The organism is Mesorhizobium sp. M0894 (assembly GCF_040319725.1).
In the GTDB taxonomy this organism is placed as follows: domain Bacteria; phylum Pseudomonadota; class Alphaproteobacteria; order Rhizobiales; family Rhizobiaceae; genus Mesorhizobium.
Genome location: NZ_JAMYOG010000003.1, coordinates 456,478 through 480,735 on the forward strand (window position 1 = coordinate 456,478; position 24,258 = coordinate 480,735).

A 24,258-nucleotide genomic window follows, 5' to 3' on the forward strand; every position below is an offset into this window, starting at 1 on the left:
CCGCTGACGCTCAGCCGGCACTGGTCCGATCGGGAAAGAACACCGTTTCAGGCCGCTGATAGGACAGGCACACGCTGTCGCGGCCATTTCTCTTGGCTTTGTAGAGCGCTTCGTCGGCACGGCGCATCAGCGGGTCCAGCCCTTCGTCGCCCGTACGGGCGGCCACGCCGAAGCTCGCGGTCACTCTTGTGTCGGGCGGAAGCCCGTCGATTCTGCCCGCCGAATAGAGCGTGCGAATGGCTTCGGCAAACAGTCTTGCCGCGCCAAGGTCACTGAGCGGCAAGAGCACGGCGAACTCCTCGCCGCCGATGCGGCCGGCAACGCCGCGCGTGCCTGCAGCCGATAGAAGCTTGGCGGCGAAGTCGGCGATGACGCGATCCCCGGCCGCGTGGCCATGCTGATCATTGAGCGCCTTGAAATGATCGAGATCGGCCAACACCAGCGCAACCGGCAATCGCGCCGTGGCACAGTGCTGCAGGACAAGCATGGCGCGCTCCTCGAAGCCACGGCGGTTGAGCAGGCCCGACAGCGGGTCCGTCAGGGTTTCGGTCTTCAGGGCCTTCATCACATCGAGCGCGGCGGCGCCGAACAGGCAAAGCGCGATAAGCAGCGACAGCAGCGCATGCGACAGCAGTGCCGTCGTCCAATAGGACGAGGAGTAAAGCCCTTCATAGCTGGCAAATGGACCATGCGCGATGACGACGGCAAGGGTCCGCACCAGGAAGTTCAGGCCGGAAAGCAGCGACAGCACGAACAGGATCATTTCCGTCGGGCCGTTGTTGCGCACCACGCGCAGCTCGGCGGCGACAACCAGGCTGATGCCGCCGAAGCTGAAATTGATGGCAAGGATCCGCCAGGTGATATCCGGCCGGGCAAAGAGAAACCATGAGACCGCGGCAAGGCCGCCGGCCGCCAGAATGCCGATCGCTGGATACGGCACGCGCCGCCCGTAGCGCGCGATGACCGCGCCGGCGAGACAGCAGGTCGCGAAGGTGAAGCATAGGATGGACATGAGCTTGGTCGGCGCCATACCGACCGGCAGCGTGAAATACTGGAGCAGGAAGCCTGCGGCCGAGGCCGAGTAGCCCGCCGCCAGCACGATCAGATAGGGACGGTGGCGCTGATAGAACCACAGCACGAGAAATGCCGCGCCGAGTGTGAGGGCGATGCCTGGATTGAGCAGCGCTATGAGCAGGCCGGTGTCCAAGCGCTGTAAGTTCCCCTCGCTTCCCCTGAGGAGACATTAGAGCGGAAGCCCAAACAAGCGGTTAAGCGAAGGCGAATATACGACGGATTCATCGGTGAAGCTGCTGGACGGAACCGGGAACGGCGGGCGGCGTTTCACGACGGCAACCAGGAGACGCTCTGATGGCCGACACGATCATGCTGACCGATCACGATGCAATTCGCTCATGGGCCGCGGCGCGCGCCGGCTTTCCGGCGATCGTCGACGTGTCGCCTGAAGCCGGAACCCAGGCCATGCTGAGGCTGGTCTTCGGCCAGCACGCCTACCAGGATCAGGACGAGGCCGAACGCCCGATCAATGCCGGCGGCTATGAACTGGTCGAATGGGACGAATGGTTCAAGCTCTTCGACGAGCGCCAACTGGCGCTGGTCGTCGCAAAGGACCAACCCGGCCGCCGTGAGGGATTCCACGAATTCGTCAGGCGCCCCAGCTGAAGAAATGCCCGAACCGCACTGCGGCTCGGGCAACTCATATCCGACTGCGTGCCCTGCGCTATTTCCACTCGCGGATATCGACGAAATGGCCGGCGATCGCTGCTGCTGCCGCCATTGCCGGCGACACCAGATGGGTGCGGCCCTTGAAGCCTTGGCGGCCCTCGAAATTGCGGTTCGAGGTCGAGGCGCAGCGCTCATGCGGCTTCAGCCGGTCGTCGTTCATGGCAAGGCACATCGAGCAGCCCGGCTCGCGCCAGTCGAAACCGGCGGCGACAAAGATCTTGTCGAGACCTTCGGCCTCGGCCTGTTCCTTGACCAGGCCGGAGCCCGGCACGATCATCGCACTGACCCGCGGATTGACCTTTTTGCCCTCGATCACCTTGGCGGCGGCGCGCAGATCCTCGATGCGGCCATTGGTGCAGGAGCCGATGAAGACGCGATCGAGTTCGATATCGGTGATCTTGGTGCCCGGCGTCAGGCCCATATAGTCGAGCGCGCGTTGCTTGGAGGTGCGCTTGTTCTCATCAGTGATGTCGTCCGGGTTCGGCACGATGCCCTGGACCGAAACGACGTCCTCGGGCGAGGAGCCCCAGGAGACGATCGGCGGCAGCTTTGCCGCGTCGAGCACGACCACCTTGTCGAAATGCGCGCCTTCGTCGGACTGCAGCGTCTTCCAATAGGCGAGCGCGGCATCCCAGGCTTCGCCCTTGGGGGCGCGCGGCTTGTCCTTGACATAGGCGAAGGTGGTCTCGTCGGGCGCGATCAGGCCGGCGCGGGCGCCGGCTTCGATCGACATGTTGCAGATCGTCATGCGGCCTTCCATCGACAGCGCACGGATCGCTTCGCCGGCATATTCGATGACATAGCCGGTGCCGCCGGCCGTGCCGATTTCGCCGATGATGGCAAGGATGATGTCCTTGGCGGTGACGCCTTCCGGCAGCGCGCCGTCGACACGCACCAGCATGTTCTTTGCCTTGCGCTGGATCAGCGTCTGCGTCGCCAGCACATGCTCGACTTCCGAGGTGCCGATGCCATGCGCCAGCGCGCCGAACGCGCCATGCGTCGAGGTGTGGCTGTCGCCGCAGACGATGGTCATGCCGGGCAGCGTAAAGCCTTGCTCCGGCCCGATGATGTGGACGATGCCCTGGCGGATGTCCTTCTCGGAATAGTATTCGATACCGAAATCCTTGGCGTTTTTGGCCAGCGCCTCGACCTGGATGCGGCTTTCCTCGTTCTTGATTCCAAACTTGCGTTCCGGCGAGGTCGACACATTGTGATCGACCACGGCCAGCGTCTTTTCCGGATGCCGAACCTTGCGGCCGGTCATGCGCAGGCCTTCGAAAGCCTGCGGGCTGGTGACTTCGTGGACGAGGTGGCGGTCGATGTAGAGCAGGCAGGTGCCGTCGTCCTGGCGGTCGACCACATGGTCGTCGAAAATCTTGTCGTAGAGGGTGCGCGGTGCGCTCATTTGCGTAAATCCGTCGATTTAAAAAAGGAAAAGGACGCCGGTCGGCCCGGCGAAACAGCCCGGCGAGTCTGCCTTAGCTAAGTCGGCTGGTCAGCGCCCCGCAGACGCGCGCCGAAAATCGCGACGGCAGGCGTTTTCTGTCCTGCAGCACGAAACCCTTATAGGCCGGATCGCCAAAAAGCTCTTCCATGGCGCTGCTCTTATCAATGTTTTGGCTTTTCAGCAATCGTGGCGGCCTTCGCAGGCGCTTCACAGCACCTCGAACACAAACGTCTTCACCAGCGCGTCGGGCTCGGCGATCGCATAGCAGCGGAACCATGGGCTCTCCTCGACCGGCCGCCATTTTTTCGCCTGCTCCAGTTCGTCAAACACGGCTTGAAACCCGCCGCTTTCAAATACCTGGTCACGGACGGTGAAGATGGCGTGGCCGCCCTTCCTGGTGATGCGTACCAGTTCACGCAGGCCGGACGCCGGCGCGTGGCTGATGGTGAACACGCCGGTCGAGAAGAAGGCGCGAAAATACCCGTCCGCCCAGGGCAATGGCCCGCCGAGCATCGCCTGTTTCAGCTCGCTGTAGGCCTGCCGGCTGCCGGCGATTTTCAGCATGTCCTGCGACAGGTCGAGCCCGGCAATATGGTGGTAGCCGAGTGCCTTCAGGGACGGCCCCGACAGGCCGGTGCCGCAGCCGGCGTCCAGCAGCGGCCCTTCGCCTGACGGCACGTGGCGCGTCACCCAGGCGGCGATCAGGAACGGCAGGAGATAGCCGAGCGCCGCGGTTTCGCCGTCATAGGTCGCAGCCCATTGCGCATAGGCCTTGGCGAGCGCCTCAGGCGTGTCGGCCGTGTAGACTGCTTCCAGCGCCGCATTGGCTTTGTCGATGATCATGGTTCTCCCCGGTCGCATTCGTTCGATGGTAGCGCCGTTTTCGCCTGCCTTCTATTCCCCATGCTGGTGCCGCAGCCGCTTCTCCAGCGCCCGCAACGCCAGCGACAGACCGACGGTCAGGATGAGATAGATATAGGCGACGATCGAATAGGTTTCGAAGAAGCGGAACGAACCGGCGGCGTAGATCTTGCCCATCTGGGTGATGTCGGCGACGCCGAGCACCGAGACCAGCGAGGAATCCTTGACCATGGCGACGAAATCATTGCCGAGCGGCGGCAGGATGGTGCGGATCGCCTGCGGAAAGACGATCAGCCGGAAGCGCTGCGTGCGCGTCAGCCCGAGCGCCTTCGCCGCCTCGATCTGACCCTTCTCGACCGCCTGGATGCCGGCGCGGAAGACCTCCGAGATGAAAGCGGAATAGCCGATGGTCAGCGCCATGATGGCGCGCCATAGCAGCGACACGTCGCGTACCAGCAGCTCACCGAACAGGCCGGCGCTTTGCAGCGGCGCCGTCAGCGCGTTCCATGCCGCGACGAAGGCCGGCGCGCCAGCAAAGGCGATCCAGAACAACAGCACCAGGATCGGCACGCCGCGGATGATCTCGACGTAGAAGCGGGCGATCTGGCTGAGCCAGCGTGAGCCCGACAGCCCCATCAGCGCCACGCCAAGCCCGATGGCGCAAGCCAGCGTGAAGGCGACCACGGTGACGAAGATGGTGACGCCGATGCCCTTGGCGACGGTCGCGAACACCTGGGCATAGAGGTCGCTGGCGGCGATGAAGATGGCGGCGGCCAAGGCGATCGTCACGGCCACGGCAAGCCACCACGGGAAGTCGGATTTGGCGGAGGCTGGGGGCGCCGGCGGCATCAAGCAATACCGGTGACAGAGTCGCCCAGAGTCAGCACGAGTTCCCGCGCATCACCCGGCACCCGCGACAAAAGTCCTACTGCCCCATCTTGTAGTCGAGGAACCACTTCTTGTTGAGCGCGTCGAGCGTGCCGTCGGCCTTGAGCGCGGCGATTGCCGCGTTGACCGGCTTCACCAGGTCGGAGCCCTTGGGGAAAATGAAGCCGAAATCCTCGGTGCCGAGTGGGCCGCCGATCAGCTTAAGGCCGCCATTGGACGCATCGACATAGCCCTTGCCGGCAGTGCCGTCGGTGAGCACGACGTCGACGTCGCCGGACTTCAGCGCCTGCACCGTCGCGCCGAATGTCTCGAACAGCTTGATGCGCGGATTCTGTTCATTGCCGTCGAGGACGCTGTAGACCGCGGTGTAGAACGGCGTGGTACCGGCCTGCGCGCCGATCAGCCCGTCCTTGAAGGCAGCGAACGTCTTGGCATCGCTGAAGCGCTTCTCGTCGCCGCGCACCAGCATGAACTGTTCCGAGCGCATATACGGGTCGGAGAAATCGACCTTCTGCTTGCGGTCGTCCTTGATGGTGATGCCGGTCATGCCAATGTTGTACTGGTTGTCGGAAACCGCCTGGATCATCGCGTCCCAGGAAGTATTCTGGTACTCGACCTTGAAATTCAGCCGCTTGGCGATCTCGTTCATCGCGTCATATTCCCAGCCGATCTGCTTGCCGGTCTTGGCATCGATGAACTGCAGCGGCGGATAGGCGTTTTCCGTCACCACCACCACTTTCTTGCCGCCGAGGTCGGGCAACGCCTGCGCCATAGCCGCGACAGGCACAAGAAGGCAAGCCAGCAGGCCGGCCAGCAGCAGTTTCGAATTGATCATGACTATGCTCCCCAGGAACTGAACCGCCTCGATCGGCCGAGGCATGCAGGAAAATCCGGCGCCGACTTTAGCTTTCCGCAGGCGCCTTGCAAGCCGCTCCGATGCGCCGCTCGGCACGAAAATGGATTTCCGATGCTTTCAACGACGGCATTACGGAACGATCCGTATCGATTGGGGGACTGGCAAAATCGAATCCACCTCGCGAAACAAAAAGGCGGCCGAAGCCGCCTTTCCGAAAACATGGGTTTTGAAGACGCCTTATTCGGCGGCAGCTGTTTCCGCGGCCTTGGCTGCCTCGTCGGCGGCCTTCTTCTCGGCAGCGTCCTGCGCTGCCTTCTCGGCGGCCAGCGCCTGGGCGGCGGCCACCTTCTCGGCCTCGATGCGCGCCTTCTCGGCGTTCAGCGCATCGCGCTCTTCGTCGTTCAGCTTGCGGGCGCGCACGCCGGTGTTTTCCGAAATACGGGCCGATTTGCCGCGACGATCGCGCAGGTAATACAGCTTGGCGCGACGCACCTTGCCGCGGCGCACGATCTCGACGCCCTCGACCATCGGCGAATAGACCGGGAACACACGCTCCACGCCTTCGCCGTAGGAGATCTTGCGAACGGTGAAGCTCTCCTGGAAACCGGCGCCCGCGCGGGCGATGACGACGCCCTCATAGGCCTGGACACGGGTGCGGGTGCCTTCGGTCACGCGGACCTGGACGCGCACGGTGTCGCCGGGCTGGAATTCGGGAAGCTTGCGCTTGGCTTCGATCTTGGCGGCCTGCTCGGCCTCGAGCTGACGGAGGATATCCATCTCATAAATCCACTTCTTGTTCTTCCGACAGTCAGAGCGTCCGACACTCGCCTTGCAGTCGCATCGACCGCTCGGCTATGCCCTTCGTTCGAGAACGTCTGTTCGAGAACATCGGGCAGGGGCGACTACACCGTCATTGTTGACGGGCCAGAAGATCGCTCATGGCAGATTTTCTTCCGGTTCGGCGCGCACATACAGCTATTTCGGCGCTTTGTCACGCCTTCGCTGTTTCTTTTTTGGCGCTGCTTCTTTTGACTGGCGCCCGCTGTGGCAATCCCATGATCGCTTGTGGTCCAGGGGGTTGCGCCCGCGCGTCAAGCTTTCTAAGCCGGAAGATAAGCATTTTCCTCCAGCGACGACACCCCTCATGCCAATCTTGGACGCGGTCCTGCTCTTTCTCGCCGGCTTTCTATCAGGCGCGGTCAACGCAGTTGCCGGCGGCGGCACGTTCATAACCTTTGGCGCCATGACCCTGGCCGGCCTGCCGCCGATCGTCGCCAATGCGACATCGTCGGTGACGCAATTTCCTGGCTACATCACCTCGACGCTCGCCTATTGGCACGACATCAAGCATTTCTGGCGCGGCGCACTGCTGCTCAGCCTCATTTCGGCTTTCGGTGCGCTGTCTGGCGCGCTCATCCTTCTAGGGCTCGACAACCCGGCGTTCCGCGCCTTGGTGCCGTGGCTGCTGCTGGCGGCGACGGCGTTGTTCGCTGCCGGGCCATGGCTGAAGCCGGCGCCCAAGCCGGAGCATGAGGCCGCGGTGGGTTCGCTGGTCGGATCGCTGGCGCAGTTCGCCACCGCCGTCTATGGCGGCTTCTTCGGCGCCGGCATGGGCGTCATGATGCTGGCGACGCTCGGCCTCACCCAGTCCGGCGACTATCACCGGCTGAACGCACTGAAGAACATGCTGGCCGTTGTCATAGCTGCGGTCGCCATCCTGGTCTTTGTCTCCGGCGGCGTCATCGCCTGGCTGCAGGCGATCATCATGATCCCAGGCGGCGCGCTGGGCGGCTATGCCGGCGTCTGGATCGCCAGGCGCGTGCCACAGAACGCGGTGCGCGGCTTCGTCATCGCGGTCGGCCTGTTCCTGGCGTTTTACTATTTCGACAAGGGCTGAGCGGCCAAAAGATCCGGCCTTCGCTCTTTCGTCAGCTTTTCCGCCTCGGCCCGCCGCCAGGCGGCGATCTTCTTGTGATTGCCCGAAGTAAGCACCTCCGGGATCGGCCGGCCCTCGAACTCCTGCGGCCGCGTGTAGTGCGGATGTTCGAGCAGGCCGTTCTCAAAGCTCTCTTCGTCGCCCGACACCGCATTGCCCATGACGCCGGGCAGCAGCCGCACCACGGCGTCTAACAGCACAAGTGCCGCCGGCTCGCCGCCGGACAGGATGAAGTCGCCGATCGAGACTTCCTCGAGACCTCGCGATTCGATGACCCGCTGGTCGACGCCTTCGAAGCGGCCGCAGACGATCACCGCACCCGGCCCGGCGGCGAGCTCGCGCACGCGTGCTTGGTTCAGCGGCTTGCCGCGCGGGCTCATCAGCAGGCGCGGACGTGGATCGCCCGGCGGCGAGGCATGGTCGATGGCGCTGGCCAGCACGTCTGCCCGCATCACCATGCCGGCGCCGCCGCCGGCCGGCGTGTCGTCCACGGTCCGGTGACGATCGCGGGCAAAGTCGCGGATCTGGATCGTTTCGAGCGACCAAATGCGGGTCTCGAGCGCGCGCCCGGCCAGCGACAGGCCGAGCGCGCCGGGAAACATCTCGGGATAGAGCGTCAGCACCGAAGCCGAAAAACTCACCGGTTGCCTCCGGCGTCCCTCGGCCCGCGCGGCCTGCCTTTGGGGTCGAAGCTGTCGCGGCCGGCAGGCTCGCCGTCCTCGTCCTCGACCAACCCTGCGGCGGCCGGATCGATGCGGACAAAGCCGCCGGCGATCGACACTTCCGGAACGGCGGCCTGCGTGAACGGGATGAGCACGCCTTTGCGCCCCGCCAGCGTCACGTCGAGAATGTCGCCGCCGCCGAAATTATGCACGGCGACGACCTTTCCGATGACCGCACCAGTGTCATCCTTGACCTCCAGCCCGACGAGGTCGGCATGGTAGAATTCATCCTCTTCGCCCTCATCCGGCAACACCGAACGGTCGACGAACAATTCGGTGCCGGCAAGCGCCTCCGCGGCATTGCGATCGCTGACGCCTTTGAAACGCACCACCACCACCGTGTTGGCAGGCCTGATATCGACGATCTGGAAGGCGCGGCCATCCCTGGCGTAGAGCGGACCGTAATCGGCCAGCGCCAGCGGGTCGCCGGTAAAGCTCTTGACGCGCAATTCGCCCTTGATGCCATGCGCGGCACCGATCACGGCCATCTGGACGGGGTTTTGCGGCTTGCTCATCTGCGGAAAATCCTTTGCCTTGCTCTAACCCCAGCCCGTCGTCATTTCAATGATGCCGCTCTTCACCGCTTCCTAACCCGCGTGTCGGAAGATGGCGGAGAACTGGAAGAGCGCAATGCAGGAATTCCTCATACCGGCAAAACCCGATCTACAGGCGGCGCGCGAGGCCTGGCTGAAGATGCTGGCGCGCGAACGACGGCTGTCGCCCGAAACCGTCGAGGCCTATGAGCGCGACACGCGCCAGTTCCTGCATTTCCTGACCGGCCATTGCGGCGGCTCGCCCGGCATTTCCGACATCGCCGATCTGCGCCCCGCCGATCTGCGCGGCTTTCTCGCTGCCCGCCGTACCGAGGGCGCCGGCGCCCGCACGCTCGGGCGCGGCCTAGCCGGCATCCGCTCGCTGCTGCGTTTCCTGGAACGGCGCGGCCTCGCCAATGCGGCAGGTGCGGCAGCCTTGCGCGCGCCGCGGCAGCCGAAATCGCTGCCCAAGCCGCTGACCGCAAGCGATGCAAAACACGTCGTCTCGGTGGAAGGCCAACTGGCGGAGGAGCCGTGGATCGCCGCGCGCAACGCCGCCGTGCTGACCCTGCTCTATGGGTCCGGCTTGCGCATTTCCGAGGCGCTCGGCCTGTCGGGCGCCGATCTGTCCTCGCCTGGTGAGACCGTGCTGCGCGTCACCGGCAAGGGCGGCAAGACGCGGTTGGTGCCGATGCTGCCGGTGGCGCTGCGGGCGATTGCCGAATACCGCCGCTTGTGTCCCTATCATCTCGATCCCAAGGGCGTGCTGTTTCGCGGTGCCCGCGGCGGCCCGCTGAACCCGGCAATCGTTCAGCGCGACATGGCCAAGCTGCGCTCGGCGCTCAACCTGCCCGACACGGCGACGCCGCATGCGCTGCGCCATTCCTTTGCAACGCATCTGCTTGGGCGCGGCGGCGACCTGCGCACCATCCAGGAGTTGCTCGGCCACGCCAGCCTGTCGACAACCCAGATATACACCGGTGTCGACACCGCCAGGCTGCTCGAGATTTACGAAGCAGCTCATCCGCGTGCGTGATGGATGCTTGATTGGTGGCCATCTCGCAACAATTTTGATGCGCCGATTAACCGTTTTGCCGCTTTTTGCGCCTAGAACCGCAGCATGAAACGCCTCATCGCCATCGCCGACCGCGCGACCCATGTGTCGCTGAAGCTGCTTGTCGCGCTCAACGCCCTGTTTTTCCTCTCCTTCCTCATCATCGCGCTGCTCGCCGCAGGCAAGGCACGCGCCGAGATCCCGGTCTGCGCCGGTACCGATATGCTGGGCGCGCTGCAAAAGGACGACCCGGCCACCTACCGCAAGATCGAGGCGGACGCGGCAGTGACGCCGAACGGCAAGGGCCTGCTGTGGAAGCTCGAAAAATCAGGCGAAAAACCGTCTTTCCTGTTCGGCACCATGCACGTTACCGACCCGCGCGTCACCACGCTGCCGCCCGCCGCGCAGAAGGCATTCGATGCGGCTGGCACCGTCATCATCGAGACCACCGAAGTGCTCGACAAGCAGAAGATGATGGCCGCACTGCTGAAAGAGCCGGATCTGATGATGTTCACCGACAAGACGACGCTTTCGTCGCTGCTGTCGCCGCAGGATGCGGCGGTGGTCAACAAGGCGCTCGATGCGCGTGGCATCCCGCCAGCGACCGTCGCCAAGATGAAGCCCTGGTTGCTGTCGGCGATGGTGGCGCTGCCTGCATGCGAAGTCGCCCGCCAAGCTGGCGGCGCACCGGTGCTCGACGTCAAGCTTGCCAAGGACGCCGAGGCTTCGGGCAAATCAGTCGAGGGGCTGGAGACAATCGCCGACCAGTTGCGCGCCATGGCTTCGCTGCCGATCGCCTTTCACCTGAAGGGGCTGGTCGATACGCTGAAGCTTGGCGACAAGGTGAACGACGTCAACGAAACCATGATCGTGCTTTACCGGCGTGGCGACACTGGCATGTACGTACCGCTGTTTCGGGCCGTCATCCCCGAACAGGTCGACGACCAATCGGGTTACGCCGAATTCGAGCAGACCATGATCACCAGCCGCAACAAGGTGATGGTCGATCGGGCAGCGCCGATCCTCGCCCACGGCAATGTCTTCATGGCGGTCGGCGCCATGCACCTTCCCGGCGAGCAAGGCTTGGTCGAGGGTTTCCGCAAGACTGGCTATACGGTGACCGCCGTCAAGTGAACAACACGGCGGAGTTGCACACCGAATCATTGCCGTGGCGCGACGGCGGACCACCCGCGCTTCGTGCCAAGAAACTGAAAAAGGTTCGGTTTGGCTCGATCGAACCCATTTTGCGGTGGAAATGCATGCCTGCAAGCGATTCCGGATCAGAATTGCCCTGTTTTCGGCGTTTTCAACGCCTAATGTGAAACCGATTCAACGATTGTACGTTGATGGCTATTACTTGATGTTTTTCATCCACGGAGGACACTTTTATGGCGAACACACCCAATCCGAACGACCCATTCACCTCACCGGGTACCGCACGGCCACGCGGCGGCGGCAGCGGCTGGCTGATTGCCCTGGTCGTCGTTATCCTGGCAATTGTCGCCTATTATGTTTTTGGAAGACGTAGCGAGGCACCTGCGCCTGCCGAACCGCCCGCAGCCAGCACACCGGCTCCGGCTCCAGCACCTGCCGAGCCGATGAAGCCAGCCGAACCGGCTCCTGCGCCAGCTCCGGCAACACCCGCTCCGGCTCCCGCTCCGGCAGAACCTGCACCCGCGCCAGCCCCGGCCCCGGCCCCGGCACCAGCACCGGCCCCTCAGTAATCAGACTGCCGACTTAATATATGAACGGCCCGCTGAAAGGCGGGCCGTTTTGTTTTTGGGAACAGCCGTCGATGGCTTCGTCATCCCAGGGCGGAGCGAACGCAAAGCGGAGCGCAGACCCTGGGATCCATGCCGTGACATCCGCCGAAGAATGCAGTGGTGCAGAATCACCGGTTACCAGCCGATGGAAGAGGCACTCGATTCTGGTTCGCCGGAACACTGCCGCTTAGGTAACGGCATGGATCCCAGGGTCTCCGCGACATCGCTCCGCTCCTGCTCCGCCCTGGGATGACGAATCGCGGCTGTTTCAGCCAATCTCTAAGCATTGCGATTCACCGCGTTTGCTCAGATATGGATGGGCTTGAAGAACGTCGCCAGTGCCGCCTCCTTGACCGCCTCCGACATTGTCGGATGGGCGTGACAGGTGCGGGCTAGGTCTTCCGACGAGCCGCCAAATTCCATCAGCACCGCCGCCTCGTGGATCATCTCGCCGGCGCCGAAGCCGACGATGTGGACGCCGAGCACGCGGTCGCTGGCCTTGTCGGCCAGGATTTTCACAAAGCCGTCGGTGTGCAGCATGGCGCGCGCCCGGCCATTGGCGCTGAACGGGAATTTTCCCGCCTTGTAGTCGACGCCGGCCTTCTTCAATTCTTCTTCGGTCTTGCCGACCGAAGCGATTTCCGGCGTGGTGTAGACGACGCTCGGAATCACGTCATAGTTCACATGCCCGGCCTGGCCGGCAATGGTTTCGGCCACCGCCACGCCCTCGTCCTCGGCCTTGTGGGCGAGCATCGGGCCGGCGATGACATCGCCGATGGCGTAGATACCGGGGACTTTGGTCCTGAGATGGCCGTCGGTCTTGACCCAGCCGCGCTCGTCGACGTCCACGCCTGCCTCCTTAAGCCCGAGAGCGTCCGAATAGGCCCGTCGTCCCGTCGCGATCAGCACGGCGTCGGCCTCGATCGTCTCGGCCGCCCCGCCTTTGACTGGCTCGAAGGTGACCGTCGCTCCCTTCTTGGCCTTGGCGACGCCGGTCACCTTGGCGCCCAGCCTGAACTCAAAGCCCTGCTTCGACAGCAGGCGCTGGAACTGCTTGGAGACCTCGCCATCCATGCCGCCCAGGATGGTGTCGAGGAACTCGACCACGGTGACCTTGGCGCCGAGCCGCGCCCATACCGAGCCGAGCTCCAGCCCGATGACACCGCCGCCGACCACCACCAGATGGCCCGGCACCTTGTCCAGCGACAGCGCGCCGGTCGACGAGATGATCACCTTCTCGTCGAAATCGACCTTGACGCCGGGAATGCCGGCGACGTCGGAGCCGGTGGCGATGACGATGTTCTTGGTCTCGATCTCCTCGACCTTGCCGTCATCGGAGGTCACCGACACCTTGCCGGCCGCAACTACCTTGCCGGTGCCACGAAAACTGTCGATCTTGTTCTTCTTGAACAGGAAGGCGACGCCATTGACGTTGGCCGTCACCGTCGCATCCTTGTGTGCCATCATCTTGCCGAGATTGAGCTTGGGCGCGCCGATCTCGACGCCGAGCGCGTCGAAGGAATGGCCGGCCTCGGCAAACATCTCGGACGCATGCAGCAGCGCCTTTGACGGGATGCAGCCGATGTTGAGGCAGGTACCGCCGAAGGTCGGGTTCTTTTCGACCACCGCCGTCTTCAGGCCGAGCTGTGCCGCCTTAATGGCGCAGACATAGCCGCCCGGTCCCGATCCGATGATAACGACGTCATAGGCCATGATACTGTCCCTTTGCTTTAGCGGCCGCCGCCGACTTCCAGATTGGCGCCTGTCGTATAGGAGGCCTCGTCCGACAGCAGCCAGAGAATTGCGGCCGCGACTTCCTCGGCAGTGCCTGCGCGCTGCATCGGCACCACCCGGCCCATTTTCTCGGCGCGATCCGGCTGCCCGCCGGAGGCATGAATTTCCGTGTCGATGATGCCCGGGCTGACCGCGTTGACACGGACGCCTTCCTCGGCCACTTCCCGCGCCAGGCCGACAGTGAAGGCGTTGATCGCGTTCTTGGAGGCTGCGTAGTCGATATATTGACCTGCCCCGCCAAGCCTTGCCGCGATCGAAGACAAATTGACGATGGCGCCGCCCTTGCCGCCATTTCTGGTCGACATGCGCTTCACCGCTTCGCGTGCGCAAAGCATCGGCCCAATCACATTGATCCGCATCATGCGCTCGAGCCGCGCGAACGACATCTCGTCGACCCGTGACAGGCTGTCGACGACACCGGCATTGTTGACCAGCGCATCAAGCCCGCCGAAGCGGTCTTCGACCGCCTCGAACATGGCCAGCACATCCGTCTCGCTGCCGACATCGGCCTTGAGGGCAAAGGCTTCTCCGCCGCCGGCCTCGATGTCGGCGACCACCGTTTCGGCCGCTTTTGCATTCGACGCGTAATTGACCGCAACGCGGTAGCCGGCCTCGGCGGCAAGCCTGCATGTAGCGGCGCCAATGCCGCGGCTGCCGCCGGTCACCAGCAGGATTTTTCCGCTCATTCCTGACATCCTTTCAGGGCAAAGACGTCCCAGGGCACCTTGGAAAAGCCGTTGGCGCCATAGGCCGCCGACATCTGCAACGACGCCCCCAGATCGGGCAGGATCAGCTTCTTCGGCGCATCCTTTCCTTCGCCCGGCAGCAACGCGATATTGCCCTGGTCGTCGGCCGTATAGATGACCCCCTCCCACACAGTGCAGGCGGCGAGCTCGTCGCCGGTGACGTCGCCGGCCGGGCATTTGTACATCAGTGAGCCATGCGGCCGCGCCACGCCCTCCGTCCACATGACGATTCCGTCGAGAACGACGCCCTTGTCGAGCACCATCTTGAAACTGTTGGTGACGGCGGCCGATTCGCCGGTTGGCCTGAAATCGATCTCGGCTGCGTTTTCAGTGTCGCCGTAGACGGCCAGTTCGAGCGGGCAGGCGGCAAGCGCAGCGGAGACCGTCTGCACGCCGAGTGCGGAGATCGTGACAAACAAACCGGACCGGAAACGAGAGGAACCAATCCGGTGGCGCAGATCCATTCTCCGGCTCACTCGGGCCGCCCCTAGAGGTCGAGCACCAGCCGCTCGGGATCCTCCAGGCTTTCCTTGACCCGCACCAGGAACGTCACCGCTTCCTTGCCGTCGACGATGCGGTGATCGTAGGACAGCGCCAGATACATCATCGGCCGGATGACGATCTGGCCGCCGACCACCACCGGCCGCTCCTGGATCTTGTGCATGCCCAAAATGCCCGACTGCGGCGCATTGAGGATCGGCGTCGACATCAGCGACCCGTAAACGCCACCGTTGGAAATCGTAAACGTGCCGCCTTGCATATCCGCAACCGATAGCTTGCCGTCGCGCGCCGCAAGCCCGAGCCTGCCGATGTCCTTCTCGATTTCGGCGATGGACATCTGGTCGGCATTGCGCACGACCGGCACGACAAGGCCTTTTTCGGTACCAACGGCGACGCCGATATGGGCGTAGTTCTTGAAGATGATGTCGGTGCCGTCGATCTCGGCGTTGACGGACGGGATCTCCTTCAGCGCATGGGTGACGGCCTTGGTGAAGAAACCCATGAAGCCGAGCTTCACGCCGTGCTTCTTCTCGAACACGTCCTTGTATTTGCTCCTCAGCGCCATCACCGCGCTCATGTCGACCTCGTTGAAGGTGGTCAGCATCGCGGCGGTCGATTGCGCTTCCTTGAGGCGGCGCGCGATGGTCTGGCGCAGCTTGGTCATGCGCACGCGCTCCTCGCGCGACGCATCGTCGGCCGAGGACGGCGCGCGCGCGGCGACAGGTGCCGACACAGGTGCTGCCTTTGGCATTTCGGCCGGCTGCGACGGCGCGCCCCTGGCGATCAGGTCGAGCACGTCGCCTTTCAGCACCTGGCCGCGCTTGCCCGAGCCCGAGACCTGGTCGACCGCAAGATTGTGCTCGGCCAGCAGCTTTGCCGCCGACGGCGCCGGCGGCATTGTGCGTGTCTCAATCGCGCCGGCGTCGCCGGCGATCTTGGCCGTCTCGGCCGCGGCCTGCTGGACGCTCGAGGCCGCGGTCGGAGCCGAGGCCTGCGACACCGCGTCCGGCTTCGCTGCCGGAGCGGCGGCAGCATTGGCTGCTGCGCCGGCGCCTGCCGAAATCGTGCCGAGCAGCGCCCCGACGCCAACCGTCTCGCCTTCCTTGACGGCGATCTCGCTGAGCGTGCCCGCGGCGGCGGCCGGCACTTCCACCGTCACCTTGTCGGTTTCGAGTTCGACCAGCGGCTCATCGGCGGCGATCGCGTCGCCGACTTTCTTGAACCATTTGCCGATGGTCGCCTCGGTGACGGATTCACCAAGTGTCGGGACGCGGATTTCGGTTGCCATTGTGCCTGTCCGTTTCTTTCGGTTCTATTTTATCCGCCCAGTTCTGTTCTATTCACCAAGCGCGTCGTCGAGCAAGGCGGCAAGCTGGGCGAGATGCTTCGACATCAATCCGGTCGCCGGCGAGGCGGCCGCCGGCCGGCCGGTATAGCGCACCCGCTGGTGCTTGGCGTCGATATGCGCCAGCACCCATTCGAGATACGGATCGATGAACGACCAGGCGCCCATGTTCTTGGGCTCCTCCTGGCACCACACCATCTCGGCATTGCGGAAGCGCGACAGTTCGGTGATCAGCGCCTTGGCCGGGAACGGATAGAGCTGCTCGACGCGCAGCAGGTAGATGTCGTTGATGCCGCGCTTCTCGCGCTCTTCGTAGAGGTCGTAGTAGACCTTGCCCGAACAGAGCACGACACGGCGGATCTTCGAATCCTTGGTGAGCTTGATGGCCTGGCCCGACAGCAGCTGGGCGTCGTCCCACAACAGCCGGTGAAAGGCGCTTTCGCCCGACATTTCCGGCAGCGTCGACACCGCCCGCTTGTGGCGCAGCAGCGACTTCGGCGTCATCAGGATCAGCGGCTTGCGGAAGTCCCGCTTCAATTGCCGGCGCAAGATGTGGAAGTAGTTGGCCGGCGTCGTGACGTTGGCGACCTGCATGTTGTCTTCCGCGCAAAGCTGCAGGAAGCGCTCGAGCCGGGCCGACGAATGCTCCGGCCCCTGGCCTTCATAGCCGTGCGGCAGCAGGCAGACGAGGCCCGACATTCTGAGCCACTTGCGCTCGCCCGACGAGATGAACTGGTCGAATACCACCTGGGCGCCATTGGCGAAGTCGCCGAACTGCGCTTCCCACAGCGTCAGCGCCTTCGGCTCAGCCAGCGAGTAGCCATATTCAAAGCCGAGCACGGCCTCTTCCGACAGCATCGAGTTGATGACCTCGAACCCGGCCTGCGCCGCCGACAGATTGTTGAGTGGGATGTAGCGGGTCTCGTCGCGCTGGTCGTAGAGCACGGAATGGCGCTGCGAGAAGGTGCCGCGCTCCGAATCCTGTCCGGACAGCCGGATCGGATTGCCGTCGAGCAGGATGGCGCCGAAGGCCAGCGCCTCGGCCGTCGACCAGTCGATGCCTTCGCCCGATTCGATCGCCTGGCGGCGGTTGTCGAGGAAGCGGATGATCGTCTTGTGTGCCTCGAAATCCTTCGGCACCTCGGTCAGCTTCTTGCCGATCTCCTTCAGCGTCTTGACCGGTACCGCGGTCTTGCCGCGCCGCTGTTCGTCCTGGTTGTCGGCCGAGCGCAGGCCGGACCAGGCGCCGTCCAGCCAGTCCGCCTTGTTCGGCTTATAGTGCTGGCCGACCTCGAATTCCTGCTCGAGATGCGCCCGCCAGTCGGCCTTCATCTTTTCGAGCTCGGCCTGGCTGATATGGCCTTCGGCGATCAGCCGGTCGGCATAGATCTGCATGGTCGTCTTCTGGTTGCGGATCTTGCGATACATGATCGGCTGGGTGAAGGCCGGCTCATCGCCCTCATTGTGGCCGAAGCGGCGGTAGCAGAACATGTCCACCACGACAGGCTTGTGGAACTTCATGCGGAATTCGATCGCCACCTTGGTGGCATGGACCACGGCTTCCGGATCGTCGCCATTGACGTGGAAGATCGGCGCCTCGATCATCTTGGCCACGTCGGACGGATAGGGCGACGAACGCGAAAAGCGCGGGTTGGTGGTGAAGCCGATCTGGTTGTTGATGATGAAATGCAGCGTGCCGGCGACGCGGTGGCCGCGCAGGCCGGACAAGCCAAGGATTTCGGCAATCACGCCCTGGCCGGCAAAAGCGGCATCGCCATGCAGCAGCAGCGGCAGCACCTTGGCGCGCTCTTCCAGCGGCACGATCTCCTCGCGGCTGCGGCCAAACAGATAATCCTGCTTGGCGCGCGCCTTGCCCATCACCACCGGATCGACGATTTCCAGATGCGATGGGTTGGCGGTCAGCGACAGATGCACCTTGTTGCCGTCGAACTCGCGGTCGGATGAGGCACCGAGATGGTACTTCACGTCGCCCGAGCCTTCGACCTCGTCGGGCGCGGCCGAGCCGCCCTTGAACTCGTGGAAAATGGCGCGGTGCGGCTTGGCCATCACCTGCGACAACACGTTCAGCCGGCCGCGATGCGCCATGCCGAGCACGATCTCCTTCATGCCGAGCTGGCCGCCGCGCTTGACGATCTGCTCCAGCGCCGGGATCAGCGACTCGCCGCCATCGAGGCCGAAGCGCTTGGTTCCCTTGTACTTGACGTCGATGAACTGCTCGAAGCCTTCGGCCTCGACCAGCTTTTGCAGGATCGCCTTCTTGCCGGTGGCGGTGAAGGAGATCTCCTTGTCGGCGCCCTCGATGCGCGCCTGGATCCAGGCCTTCTCCTCGGGATCGGAAATATGCATGAATTCGACGCCGAGCGTCGAGCAATAGGTCCGGGTCAGGATGTCGAGCATCTGCCGGATGGTGCCGAATTCCAGCCCGAGCACATTGTCGAGGAAGATCGGCCGGTCGTAATCGGCTTCGGTGAAGCCGTAATTCTCCGGCGACAGCTCGTTATAATCCTCGAGCGGCTTGGCAATGCCGAGCGGATCGAGATTGGCATGCAGATGGCCGCGCATGCGAAAGGCGCGGATCATCATGATGGCGCGGACGGAATCGCGCGTCGCCTGATGCACGTCGGCGTCGGAAAGGGCTGCGCCGTTGCCGGCCGCTCGGTCCTTGACCTTCTTTTCGATGTGCTTTTCGACCAGGCCCCAATTGCCGTCCAGCGCCGAGACAAGCTCGCCATTGGCCTGCATCGGCCAGGAGGGCTTGGCCCATGAGGCGCCCTTGGCATTCTTGCGCACGTCGCCGGCGTCGTCCTTCAGCGCCGCGAAAAAGTCCTGCCATTCGGGATCGACCGACGCGGGATCGTCCTCATAAGCGGCATAAAGCGCGTCGATATAGTCGGCATTGCCGCCATAGAGAAACGAGGTAAGCGAAAACTGGTCGTTGGTTTGATCTTGTCGTGCCATTTTGCCTAGCGGAGTGCTACTCCGTTCTCCCTATCCCTAATGCGCTACCACGCGGCTAAGCCGCCACATGCCAAAAGGGTTCGTATACAGATTGTGTTCCCCGTCTGGCTGCTGCGTCTCCACACTCAAACGATATCGCGGTGCGCCTGCTTCCAGTCCAAACGTCTGACCGGCCAAAAGCTCGGGGCTTTCGTAAAGTTGATACATGTTGAAGCCGCGAAGCAGCTTGACGGCAGACTGAAATTCGTCACCTGAAACGATAGAATCCCAAAGCCCCAAATTACGCATGCCGCAGCTGTAGGTCGTCGTGCCATCCGAGACAGAATCCAGAACCATCAGTCCATAGATCTCAACAAAATCACCGCTTGTGCGTTCAAGCCATTGATCGGCTGAGAATGCCTTGCCGGCCGTTTCGACCTTCACGCCAAGACCGCCGGCCTTGATCAGATGGGCTGCCGCTTTTGCGACGGAAATCGACGTTTCCTTCGTTTGTGGGGATGTGGAAAGCAGGTAGACGACGCTCCTATGCGAGGCGATTTTGTCGATGACATCCTTACCGAGCTCGTTGACGAGGCCAGCGCTAGCGAAGGCTCTCGTCATGTCCTCGTCGCGGTCGCAGAAATCAAACTCGAACGCAGCTTTGCTCGGGCCGTGCATCACGATCATCCCCGCAGCCACATAATCAGCTGAAGGCATCGACGCCTCTGCAACGGCGCGCACAAAGGCCGACCTGCCTTCCCAAGGGCCGGGTATGCATAGGATGATGCGCTTCTCGTCTTCCATGTCCTGCTCATCGGCATTCGAAAGCTCGACTGCTCACTTTCTTAACCCTTGATCGCCTCGACCAGCGTCGTACCGAGCCGTGCTGGCGACGGCGATACCTTGATGCCGGCCGATTCCATCGCCGCGATCTTGTCTTCCGCGCCGCCCTTGCCGCCCGAGATGACCGCGCCCGCATGGCCCATGGTGCGGCCCGCCGGCGCCGTGCGCCCGGCGATGAAGCCCGCCATCGGCTTGCTGCGGCCACGCTTTGCCTCATCCTTGAGGAACTGCGCGGCGTCTTCCTCGGCCGAGCCGCCGATCTCACCGATCATGATGATCGACTTGGTCTCATCGTCGGCAAGGAACATCTCCAGCACGTCGATGAACTCCGTGCCTTTGACCGGATCGCCGCCAATGCCGACGGCGGTGGTCTGGCCGAGACCGACATTGGTGGTCTGGAACACCGCCTCATAGGTAAGCGTTCCCGAGCGCGAAACAACGCCGACCGAGCCCTTGCGGAAGATGTTGCCGGGCATGATGCCGATCTTGCATTGGTCGGGGGTCAGCACGCCGGGGCAGTTCGGCCCTATCAGCCGCGATTTCGAGCGGTCGAGCCTCGCCTTGACCTTGATCATGTCCATCACCGGTATGCCCTCGGTGATGCAGACGATCAGCGGGATCTCGGCCTCGATCGCTTCCAGGATCGCTTCGGCAGCACCCGCCGGCGGCACGTAGACGACCGAAGCGTTGGCGCCGGTCTTCGCCTTGCCTTCGGCTACGGTGGCGAAGATCGGCAGTGCCTCGCCCTTGGCGCCGGTCCAGGTCTCGCCGCCCTTCTTGGGATGGATGCCGCCGACCATTTTCGTGCCGTGATAAGCCAGCGCCTGTTCGGTGTGGAACGTGCCGGTCTTGCCGGTCAGGCCTTGCACCAGCACCTTGGTGTTCTTGTCGACGAGGATGGACATGGTGGTCCTTTTCAAAAACCGTTGATCGGGGAAGGCCGCGCGCTCATGGTCATAGCCGCCGTGGTCACAATCGCTTGAGGTCGGCGACCGTGAGGTCGCTCTTGGCATTGCCGGTGTTGAGCGTCGTCGCCGGCTCGAACATCAGCACAACAGGTTCTTCGCTCAGCGAGCGCGGCCGGTGCTCGACGACGCGCGGCACGACGATGAACTCGCCGCTGGAAAGCTCCACCGTGCCGTCGCGGAAATCGATGGCGATGCGGCCGCGCAGCACCAGGAAGGCCTCGTCTTCATTGTCGTGCGCGTGCCAATCGAAGACGTCGCCGAACTTGGCGATCTTGACCTGGGAATCGTTGACGTCGCCGGCAATATGCGGATCGAAGACCTTCTTGATCTTCGTATCCGCCGCCTCGACGAGGTTTATCTTGTGCGGAGGCACAGACTCAGCCCTTCACCGCCGCCACGATCTTCTTGGCCGCATCGTCGAGATCATCGGCCGACACCACGTTCAGCCCGCTGTCGTTGATGATCTTCTTGCCGAGCTCGGCATTGGTTCCTTCCAGCCGCACAACCAGCGGCACTTGCAGGCCGACCTCCTTGACCGCGGCGATGACGCCCTCAGCGATGATGTCGCACTTCATGATGCCGCCGAAGATATTGATCAGAATGCCTTTGACCGCTGGATCCTTGGTGATGATCTTGAACGCCGCCGTCACTTTTTCCTTAGACGCGCCGCCGCCGACATCGAGGAAGTTGGCCGGCTCGGCGCCGTAGAGCTTGATGATGTCCATCGTCGCCATGGCAAGGCCGGCGCCGTTGACCATGCAGCCGATATTACCGTCGAGCGCGACATAGGCCAGGTCGTATTTCGACGCCTCGATCTCCTTCTCGTCCTCTTCGGTGGTGTCGCGCAATTCGAGCACGTCCGGGTGGCGGAACAGCGCATTGTTGTCGAACGACACTTTTGCGTCGAGCACGCGCAGCCGGCCGCTCTTCATGACGATCAGCGGGTTGATCTCGAGCAGGCTCATGTCCTTCTCGACAAATGCCTTGTAGAGGATCGGAAACAGCGTGCCACCATCTTTGGCGGCGTCGCCGTCGAGCCTCAGTGCGGCGTTGAGCGTGTTCACATCGTCGGCCGTCACGCCCTTTTCCGGGTCGATGGCGACGGTGATGATCTTTTCCGGCGTGTCGTGGGCGACCGCCTCGATGTCCATGCCGCCCTCGGTCGAGACGACGAAGGCGACGCGCCCGACCGAGCGGTCGACCAGGATCGACAGATAGAGCTCGCGCTCGATGTCAGCGCCGTCCTCGATGTAGAGCCGGTTGACCTGCTTGCCGGCCGGGCCGGTCTGCTTGGTGACCAGCGTATGGCCGAGCATCTCCTTGGCGTTGGCGACGACCTCGGCCACCGACTTCGCCAGCCTGACGCCGCCCTTCGCATCGGCGCCGAGCTCCGTGAACTTGCCCTTGCCGCGGCCGCCGGCATGGATCTGGCTCTTGACCACATAGAGCGGGCCGGGCAGCGCCTTGGCGGCGGCTTCCGCCTCGCTCGCCTTGAACACCGGCACGCCCTCGGCCACCGGTGCGCCAAAACCTTTCAGCAGCGCCTTGCCCTGATACTCATGGATGTTCATGCGCTATGTCTCCAGCTTGTTTGGCGGGCTTGGTTGCCGGCTTATTTGGCCGCGAGATGCGGAGCGATCTTGACGCAGGCGTCGCACAGACCCTGCACCGCGGCGACCGAACTGTCGAACATCTTCTGTTCGCTTTTCGCCAGTTCGATCTCGATGATACGCTCGACGCCGCCGGCGCCGATCACCACGGGAACGCCGACATAGGTGTTCTTGACGCCATATTGGCCGGAAAGAAAGGCAGCACAGGGCAGCACCCGCTTCTTGTCCTTGAGATAGGCTTCGGCCATGGCGATGGCCGAGGCGGCGGGCGCGTAGAAGGCCGAACCGGTCTTGAGCAGGCCGACGATCTCGGCGCCGCCGTCGCGGGTGCGCTGCACGATCTGGTCGAGCCGCTCCTTCGAGGTCCAGCCCATCTTGATGAGGTCGGGCAGCGGGATGCCGGCAACGGTGGAATAACGGATCATCGGCACCATGGAATCGCCGTGGCCACCGAGCACGAAGGCGGTGACATCCTCGACCGAGACCTTGAATTCCTCGGCCAGGAAATAACGGAAGCGCGAACTGTCGAGCACGCCGGCCATGCCGACGACATGGCTCTTCGGCAGGCCGGAAAACTTCTGCAGCGCCCAGACCATGGCGTCGAGCGGATTGGTGATGCAGATGACGAAGGCCTTCGGCGCGTATTTCTTGAGGCCGGCGCCGACCTGCTCCATCACCTTCAGATTGATGCCCAGAAGATCGTCGCGGCTCATGCCGGGCTTGCGCGGCACGCCGGCGGTGACGATGCAGACGTCGGCGCCCTCGATGCCGGCATAGTCGTTGACGCCGGTCAGCCTGGAGTCGAACCCATCGACCGGCGACGACTGCGCGATGTCCAGCCCCTTGCCTTGCGGGATGCCTTCGGCGATATCGAACAGCACGACGTCGCCGAGATCCTTGAGGCCGACCATGTGGGCGAGGGTGCCGCCGATCATGCCCGAGCCGATGAGCGCTATCTTGTTGCGTGCCATGTCAGGATGTTTTCCCTTTGACTATGACGGCGCCCAAATCCTTGACGATTTGATGACGGCGTCGGAGGAAGAGGCCGGAATGCTGCGGAACCGCGAAATTCGCCGCACGCAATAGCCCCGGCCGTGCAAAAATTCAAACGATTATTTTGGAGTGAGTAATTTCAATCGGTTAGAAACAATGGGACTTACGTAAACGTAAAAGTTCTGAAGCCGGCTAGAGGAATTCTACACAATGGCATCTGAAATCAGAAGGCTATTTCCGGGCGATGACGCCCTTGTGATGTGGGTTGCCGACGAGGTTTTCGATGAGCCGGTCAGGCCGGATCGACTCTCTGCCTATCTCGCGGCGCCCGGCCATTTCATGATCGTGGCCCTCGCCGACGGCGTCGTTATCGGCCAATGCGCCGCGATCGTCCACCGGCACCCGGACAAGGTGAGCGAACTCTACATAGACGAGGTCGGCGTGGCGCCGGCCTTTCAACGCCAGGGCATTGCGACGAGGATGCTCGACGCCATGTTCGCACTCGGTCGCGAGCATGGTTGTGAGGAGGCCTGGGTCGGCACCGAGCCGGACAATGTTGCTGCTCGCGCACTTTACGAGTCGCGAAAGGTGCCGCATGGGCCGGCGGAGGATTTTGTGATGTATGTTTATCGATTATAGACGCGGCGGGCCGGACCCTTTTAACGATGGCTGGACAGGTGTGAAGGAGCGCTGCAGA

General features: G+C 63.2%; 23 protein-coding genes. 5 read left to right on the forward strand and 18 right to left on the reverse strand.

Going from position 1 to position 24,258, the window contains the following annotated elements; all coding sequences use genetic code 11:
* Positions 1–10: 10 nt before the first annotated feature.
* The gene (locus tag NKH91_RS08555; RefSeq protein WP_352494059.1) at positions 11–1,207 is read right to left on the reverse strand and encodes a GGDEF domain-containing protein; all 1,197 of its coding nucleotides are present in this window, start codon (positions 1,205–1,207) and stop codon (positions 11–13) included.
* Positions 1,208–1,368: 161 nt separating this feature from the next.
* Here NKH91_RS08555 and NKH91_RS08560 point away from each other — a divergent pair, with 161 nt between their 5' ends.
* Entirely contained in the window at positions 1,369–1,680 is a 312-nt protein-coding gene (locus NKH91_RS08560; protein WP_023722708.1) for a hypothetical protein, read from the forward strand.
* 58 nt (positions 1,681–1,738) lie between these two features.
* Here the strand turns inward: NKH91_RS08560 and leuC are convergent, their stop codons facing one another.
* From leuC to rplS, 5 genes are all read right to left on the reverse strand, one after another.
* On the reverse strand, positions 1,739–3,148 hold the full coding sequence (gene leuC / locus NKH91_RS08565) for a 3-isopropylmalate dehydratase large subunit (protein WP_023722709.1): 1,410 nt from the start codon (positions 3,146–3,148) through the stop codon (positions 1,739–1,741).
* A 249-nt stretch (positions 3,149–3,397) separates the two neighbouring features.
* A complete protein-coding gene (locus NKH91_RS08570; protein WP_352845353.1) occupies positions 3,398–4,033 on the reverse strand; it encodes a class I SAM-dependent DNA methyltransferase in 636 nt (211 codons plus the stop codon).
* A gap of 51 nt (positions 4,034–4,084) precedes the next feature.
* Positions 4,085–4,900, reverse strand: a complete 816-nt coding sequence (locus NKH91_RS08575) for an amino acid ABC transporter permease (protein WP_023722712.1) — start codon at positions 4,898–4,900, stop codon at positions 4,085–4,087.
* Positions 4,901–4,976: 76 nt separating this feature from the next.
* Positions 4,977–5,774 (reverse strand): transporter substrate-binding domain-containing protein, encoded by a 798-nt coding sequence (locus NKH91_RS08580; RefSeq protein WP_352845355.1) that lies wholly within the window; start codon positions 5,772–5,774, stop codon positions 4,977–4,979.
* Between the two features lie 258 nt (positions 5,775–6,032).
* Positions 6,033–6,572 carry a 50S ribosomal protein L19 gene (gene rplS, locus NKH91_RS08585; RefSeq protein ID WP_023722714.1) on the reverse strand — a complete coding sequence of 180 codons (540 nt, stop codon included), beginning with the start codon at positions 6,570–6,572 and terminating at the stop codon, positions 6,033–6,035.
* 367 nt (positions 6,573–6,939) lie between these two features.
* Between rplS and NKH91_RS08590 the strand changes: the two genes are divergently transcribed.
* Positions 6,940–7,692 carry a sulfite exporter TauE/SafE family protein gene (locus NKH91_RS08590; protein ID WP_352481045.1) on the forward strand — a complete coding sequence of 251 codons (753 nt, stop codon included), beginning with the start codon at positions 6,940–6,942 and terminating at the stop codon, positions 7,690–7,692.
* Here NKH91_RS08590 and trmD read toward each other — a convergent pair.
* On the reverse strand, positions 7,674–8,372 hold the full coding sequence (gene trmD, locus NKH91_RS08595; protein ID WP_352845356.1) for a tRNA (guanosine(37)-N1)-methyltransferase TrmD: 699 nt from the start codon (positions 8,370–8,372) through the stop codon (positions 7,674–7,676). The two genes, NKH91_RS08590 and trmD, sit on opposite strands and share 19 nt — an antisense overlap.
* Positions 8,369–8,968: a ribosome maturation factor RimM gene (gene rimM / locus NKH91_RS08600; protein ID WP_023722717.1), complete on the reverse strand. Its 600-nt coding sequence runs from the start codon at positions 8,966–8,968 to the stop codon at positions 8,369–8,371. Before rimM ends, trmD begins: the two co-directional genes overlap by 4 nt.
* Positions 8,969–9,083: 115 nt before the next feature.
* Here rimM and NKH91_RS08605 point away from each other — a divergent pair, with 115 nt between their 5' ends.
* Together NKH91_RS08605 and NKH91_RS08610 are read left to right on the forward strand one after the other, a co-directional pair.
* Positions 9,084–10,022: a tyrosine recombinase XerC gene (locus tag NKH91_RS08605; RefSeq protein ID WP_352845358.1), complete on the forward strand. Its 939-nt coding sequence runs from the start codon at positions 9,084–9,086 to the stop codon at positions 10,020–10,022.
* A gap of 84 nt (positions 10,023–10,106) precedes the next feature.
* On the forward strand, positions 10,107–11,174 hold the full coding sequence (locus tag NKH91_RS08610) for a TraB/GumN family protein (RefSeq protein ID WP_352883912.1): 1,068 nt from the start codon (positions 10,107–10,109) through the stop codon (positions 11,172–11,174).
* 935 nt (positions 11,175–12,109) lie between these two features.
* Here NKH91_RS08610 and lpdA read toward each other — a convergent pair.
* The 10 genes from lpdA to mdh all read right to left on the reverse strand — a co-directional run bounded on the left by lpdA (position 12,110) and on the right by mdh (position 23,539).
* Positions 12,110–13,516 (reverse strand): dihydrolipoyl dehydrogenase, encoded by a 1,407-nt coding sequence (lpdA, locus tag NKH91_RS08615; RefSeq protein WP_352845359.1) that lies wholly within the window; start codon positions 13,514–13,516, stop codon positions 12,110–12,112.
* A gap of 17 nt (positions 13,517–13,533) precedes the next feature.
* On the reverse strand, positions 13,534–14,283 hold the full coding sequence (locus tag NKH91_RS08620) for an SDR family oxidoreductase (protein ID WP_023722722.1): 750 nt from the start codon (positions 14,281–14,283) through the stop codon (positions 13,534–13,536).
* The gene (locus tag NKH91_RS08625; RefSeq protein WP_352481048.1) at positions 14,280–14,807 is read right to left on the reverse strand and encodes a hypothetical protein; all 528 of its coding nucleotides are present in this window, start codon (positions 14,805–14,807) and stop codon (positions 14,280–14,282) included. Before NKH91_RS08625 ends, NKH91_RS08620 begins: the two co-directional genes overlap by 4 nt.
* 23 nt (positions 14,808–14,830) lie before the next feature.
* Positions 14,831–16,132 (reverse strand): 2-oxoglutarate dehydrogenase complex dihydrolipoyllysine-residue succinyltransferase, encoded by a 1,302-nt coding sequence (gene odhB / locus NKH91_RS08630; RefSeq protein WP_352481049.1) that lies wholly within the window; start codon positions 16,130–16,132, stop codon positions 14,831–14,833.
* Positions 16,133–16,180: 48 nt separating this feature from the next.
* Entirely contained in the window at positions 16,181–19,168 is a 2,988-nt protein-coding gene (locus NKH91_RS08635; protein ID WP_352588022.1) for a 2-oxoglutarate dehydrogenase E1 component, read from the reverse strand.
* Positions 19,169–19,204: 36 nt separating this feature from the next.
* Entirely contained in the window at positions 19,205–19,951 is a 747-nt protein-coding gene (locus NKH91_RS08640; protein ID WP_023723112.1) for a hypothetical protein, read from the reverse strand.
* Between the two features lie 41 nt (positions 19,952–19,992).
* Positions 19,993–20,895: a succinate--CoA ligase subunit alpha gene (sucD, locus tag NKH91_RS08645; protein ID WP_352719356.1), complete on the reverse strand. Its 903-nt coding sequence runs from the start codon at positions 20,893–20,895 to the stop codon at positions 19,993–19,995.
* A 64-nt stretch (positions 20,896–20,959) separates the two neighbouring features.
* Positions 20,960–21,331 carry a cupin domain-containing protein gene (locus tag NKH91_RS08650; RefSeq protein WP_352845362.1) on the reverse strand — a complete coding sequence of 124 codons (372 nt, stop codon included), beginning with the start codon at positions 21,329–21,331 and terminating at the stop codon, positions 20,960–20,962.
* A gap of 4 nt (positions 21,332–21,335) precedes the next feature.
* Positions 21,336–22,529 carry an ADP-forming succinate--CoA ligase subunit beta gene (gene sucC / locus NKH91_RS08655; protein WP_352481052.1) on the reverse strand — a complete coding sequence of 398 codons (1,194 nt, stop codon included), beginning with the start codon at positions 22,527–22,529 and terminating at the stop codon, positions 21,336–21,338.
* A 41-nt stretch (positions 22,530–22,570) separates the two neighbouring features.
* Positions 22,571–23,539: a malate dehydrogenase gene (gene mdh / locus NKH91_RS08660; protein ID WP_023723107.1), complete on the reverse strand. Its 969-nt coding sequence runs from the start codon at positions 23,537–23,539 to the stop codon at positions 22,571–22,573.
* 232 nt (positions 23,540–23,771) lie between these two features.
* On the opposite strand from mdh, the gene NKH91_RS08665 reads away from it, so the two are divergent.
* The gene (locus NKH91_RS08665) at positions 23,772–24,200 is read left to right on the forward strand and encodes a GNAT family N-acetyltransferase (protein WP_352845364.1); all 429 of its coding nucleotides are present in this window, start codon (positions 23,772–23,774) and stop codon (positions 24,198–24,200) included.
* Positions 24,201–24,258: the final 58 nt, after the last annotated feature.

Coding starts and splice junctions, on each gene's coding strand:
- NKH91_RS08560 (WP_023722708.1), top strand. CDS start 1,369: ATGGCCGACACGATCATGCTGACCGATCACGATGCAATTCGCTCATGG.
- leuC (WP_023722709.1), bottom strand. CDS start 3,148: ATGAGCGCACCGCGCACCCTCTACGACAAGATTTTCGACGACCATGTG.
- NKH91_RS08570 (WP_352845353.1), bottom strand. CDS start 4,033: ATGATCATCGACAAAGCCAATGCGGCGCTGGAAGCAGTCTACACGGCC.
- NKH91_RS08575 (WP_023722712.1), bottom strand. CDS start 4,900: ATGCCGCCGGCGCCCCCAGCCTCCGCCAAATCCGACTTCCCGTGGTGG.
- NKH91_RS08580 (WP_352845355.1), bottom strand. CDS start 5,774: ATGATCAATTCGAAACTGCTGCTGGCCGGCCTGCTGGCTTGCCTTCTT.
- rplS (WP_023722714.1), bottom strand. CDS start 6,572: ATGGATATCCTCCGTCAGCTCGAGGCCGAGCAGGCCGCCAAGATCGAA.
- NKH91_RS08590 (WP_352481045.1), top strand. CDS start 6,940: ATGCCAATCTTGGACGCGGTCCTGCTCTTTCTCGCCGGCTTTCTATCA.
- rimM (WP_023722717.1), bottom strand. CDS start 8,968: ATGAGCAAGCCGCAAAACCCCGTCCAGATGGCCGTGATCGGTGCCGCG.
- NKH91_RS08605 (WP_352845358.1), top strand. CDS start 9,084: ATGCAGGAATTCCTCATACCGGCAAAACCCGATCTACAGGCGGCGCGC.
- NKH91_RS08610 (WP_352883912.1), top strand. CDS start 10,107: ATGAAACGCCTCATCGCCATCGCCGACCGCGCGACCCATGTGTCGCTG.
- lpdA (WP_352845359.1), bottom strand. CDS start 13,516: ATGGCCTATGACGTCGTTATCATCGGATCGGGACCGGGCGGCTATGTC.
- NKH91_RS08620 (WP_023722722.1), bottom strand. CDS start 14,283: ATGAGCGGAAAAATCCTGCTGGTGACCGGCGGCAGCCGCGGCATTGGC.
- NKH91_RS08625 (WP_352481048.1), bottom strand. CDS start 14,807: ATGGATCTGCGCCACCGGATTGGTTCCTCTCGTTTCCGGTCCGGTTTG.
- odhB (WP_352481049.1), bottom strand. CDS start 16,132: ATGGCAACCGAAATCCGCGTCCCGACACTTGGTGAATCCGTCACCGAG.
- NKH91_RS08635 (WP_352588022.1), bottom strand. CDS start 19,168: ATGGCACGACAAGATCAAACCAACGACCAGTTTTCGCTTACCTCGTTT.
- NKH91_RS08640 (WP_023723112.1), bottom strand. CDS start 19,951: ATGGAAGACGAGAAGCGCATCATCCTATGCATACCCGGCCCTTGGGAA.
- sucD (WP_352719356.1), bottom strand. CDS start 20,895: ATGTCCATCCTCGTCGACAAGAACACCAAGGTGCTGGTGCAAGGCCTG.
- sucC (WP_352481052.1), bottom strand. CDS start 22,529: ATGAACATCCATGAGTATCAGGGCAAGGCGCTGCTGAAAGGTTTTGGC.
- mdh (WP_023723107.1), bottom strand. CDS start 23,539: ATGGCACGCAACAAGATAGCGCTCATCGGCTCGGGCATGATCGGCGGC.
- NKH91_RS08665 (WP_352845364.1), top strand. CDS start 23,772: ATGGCATCTGAAATCAGAAGGCTATTTCCGGGCGATGACGCCCTTGTG.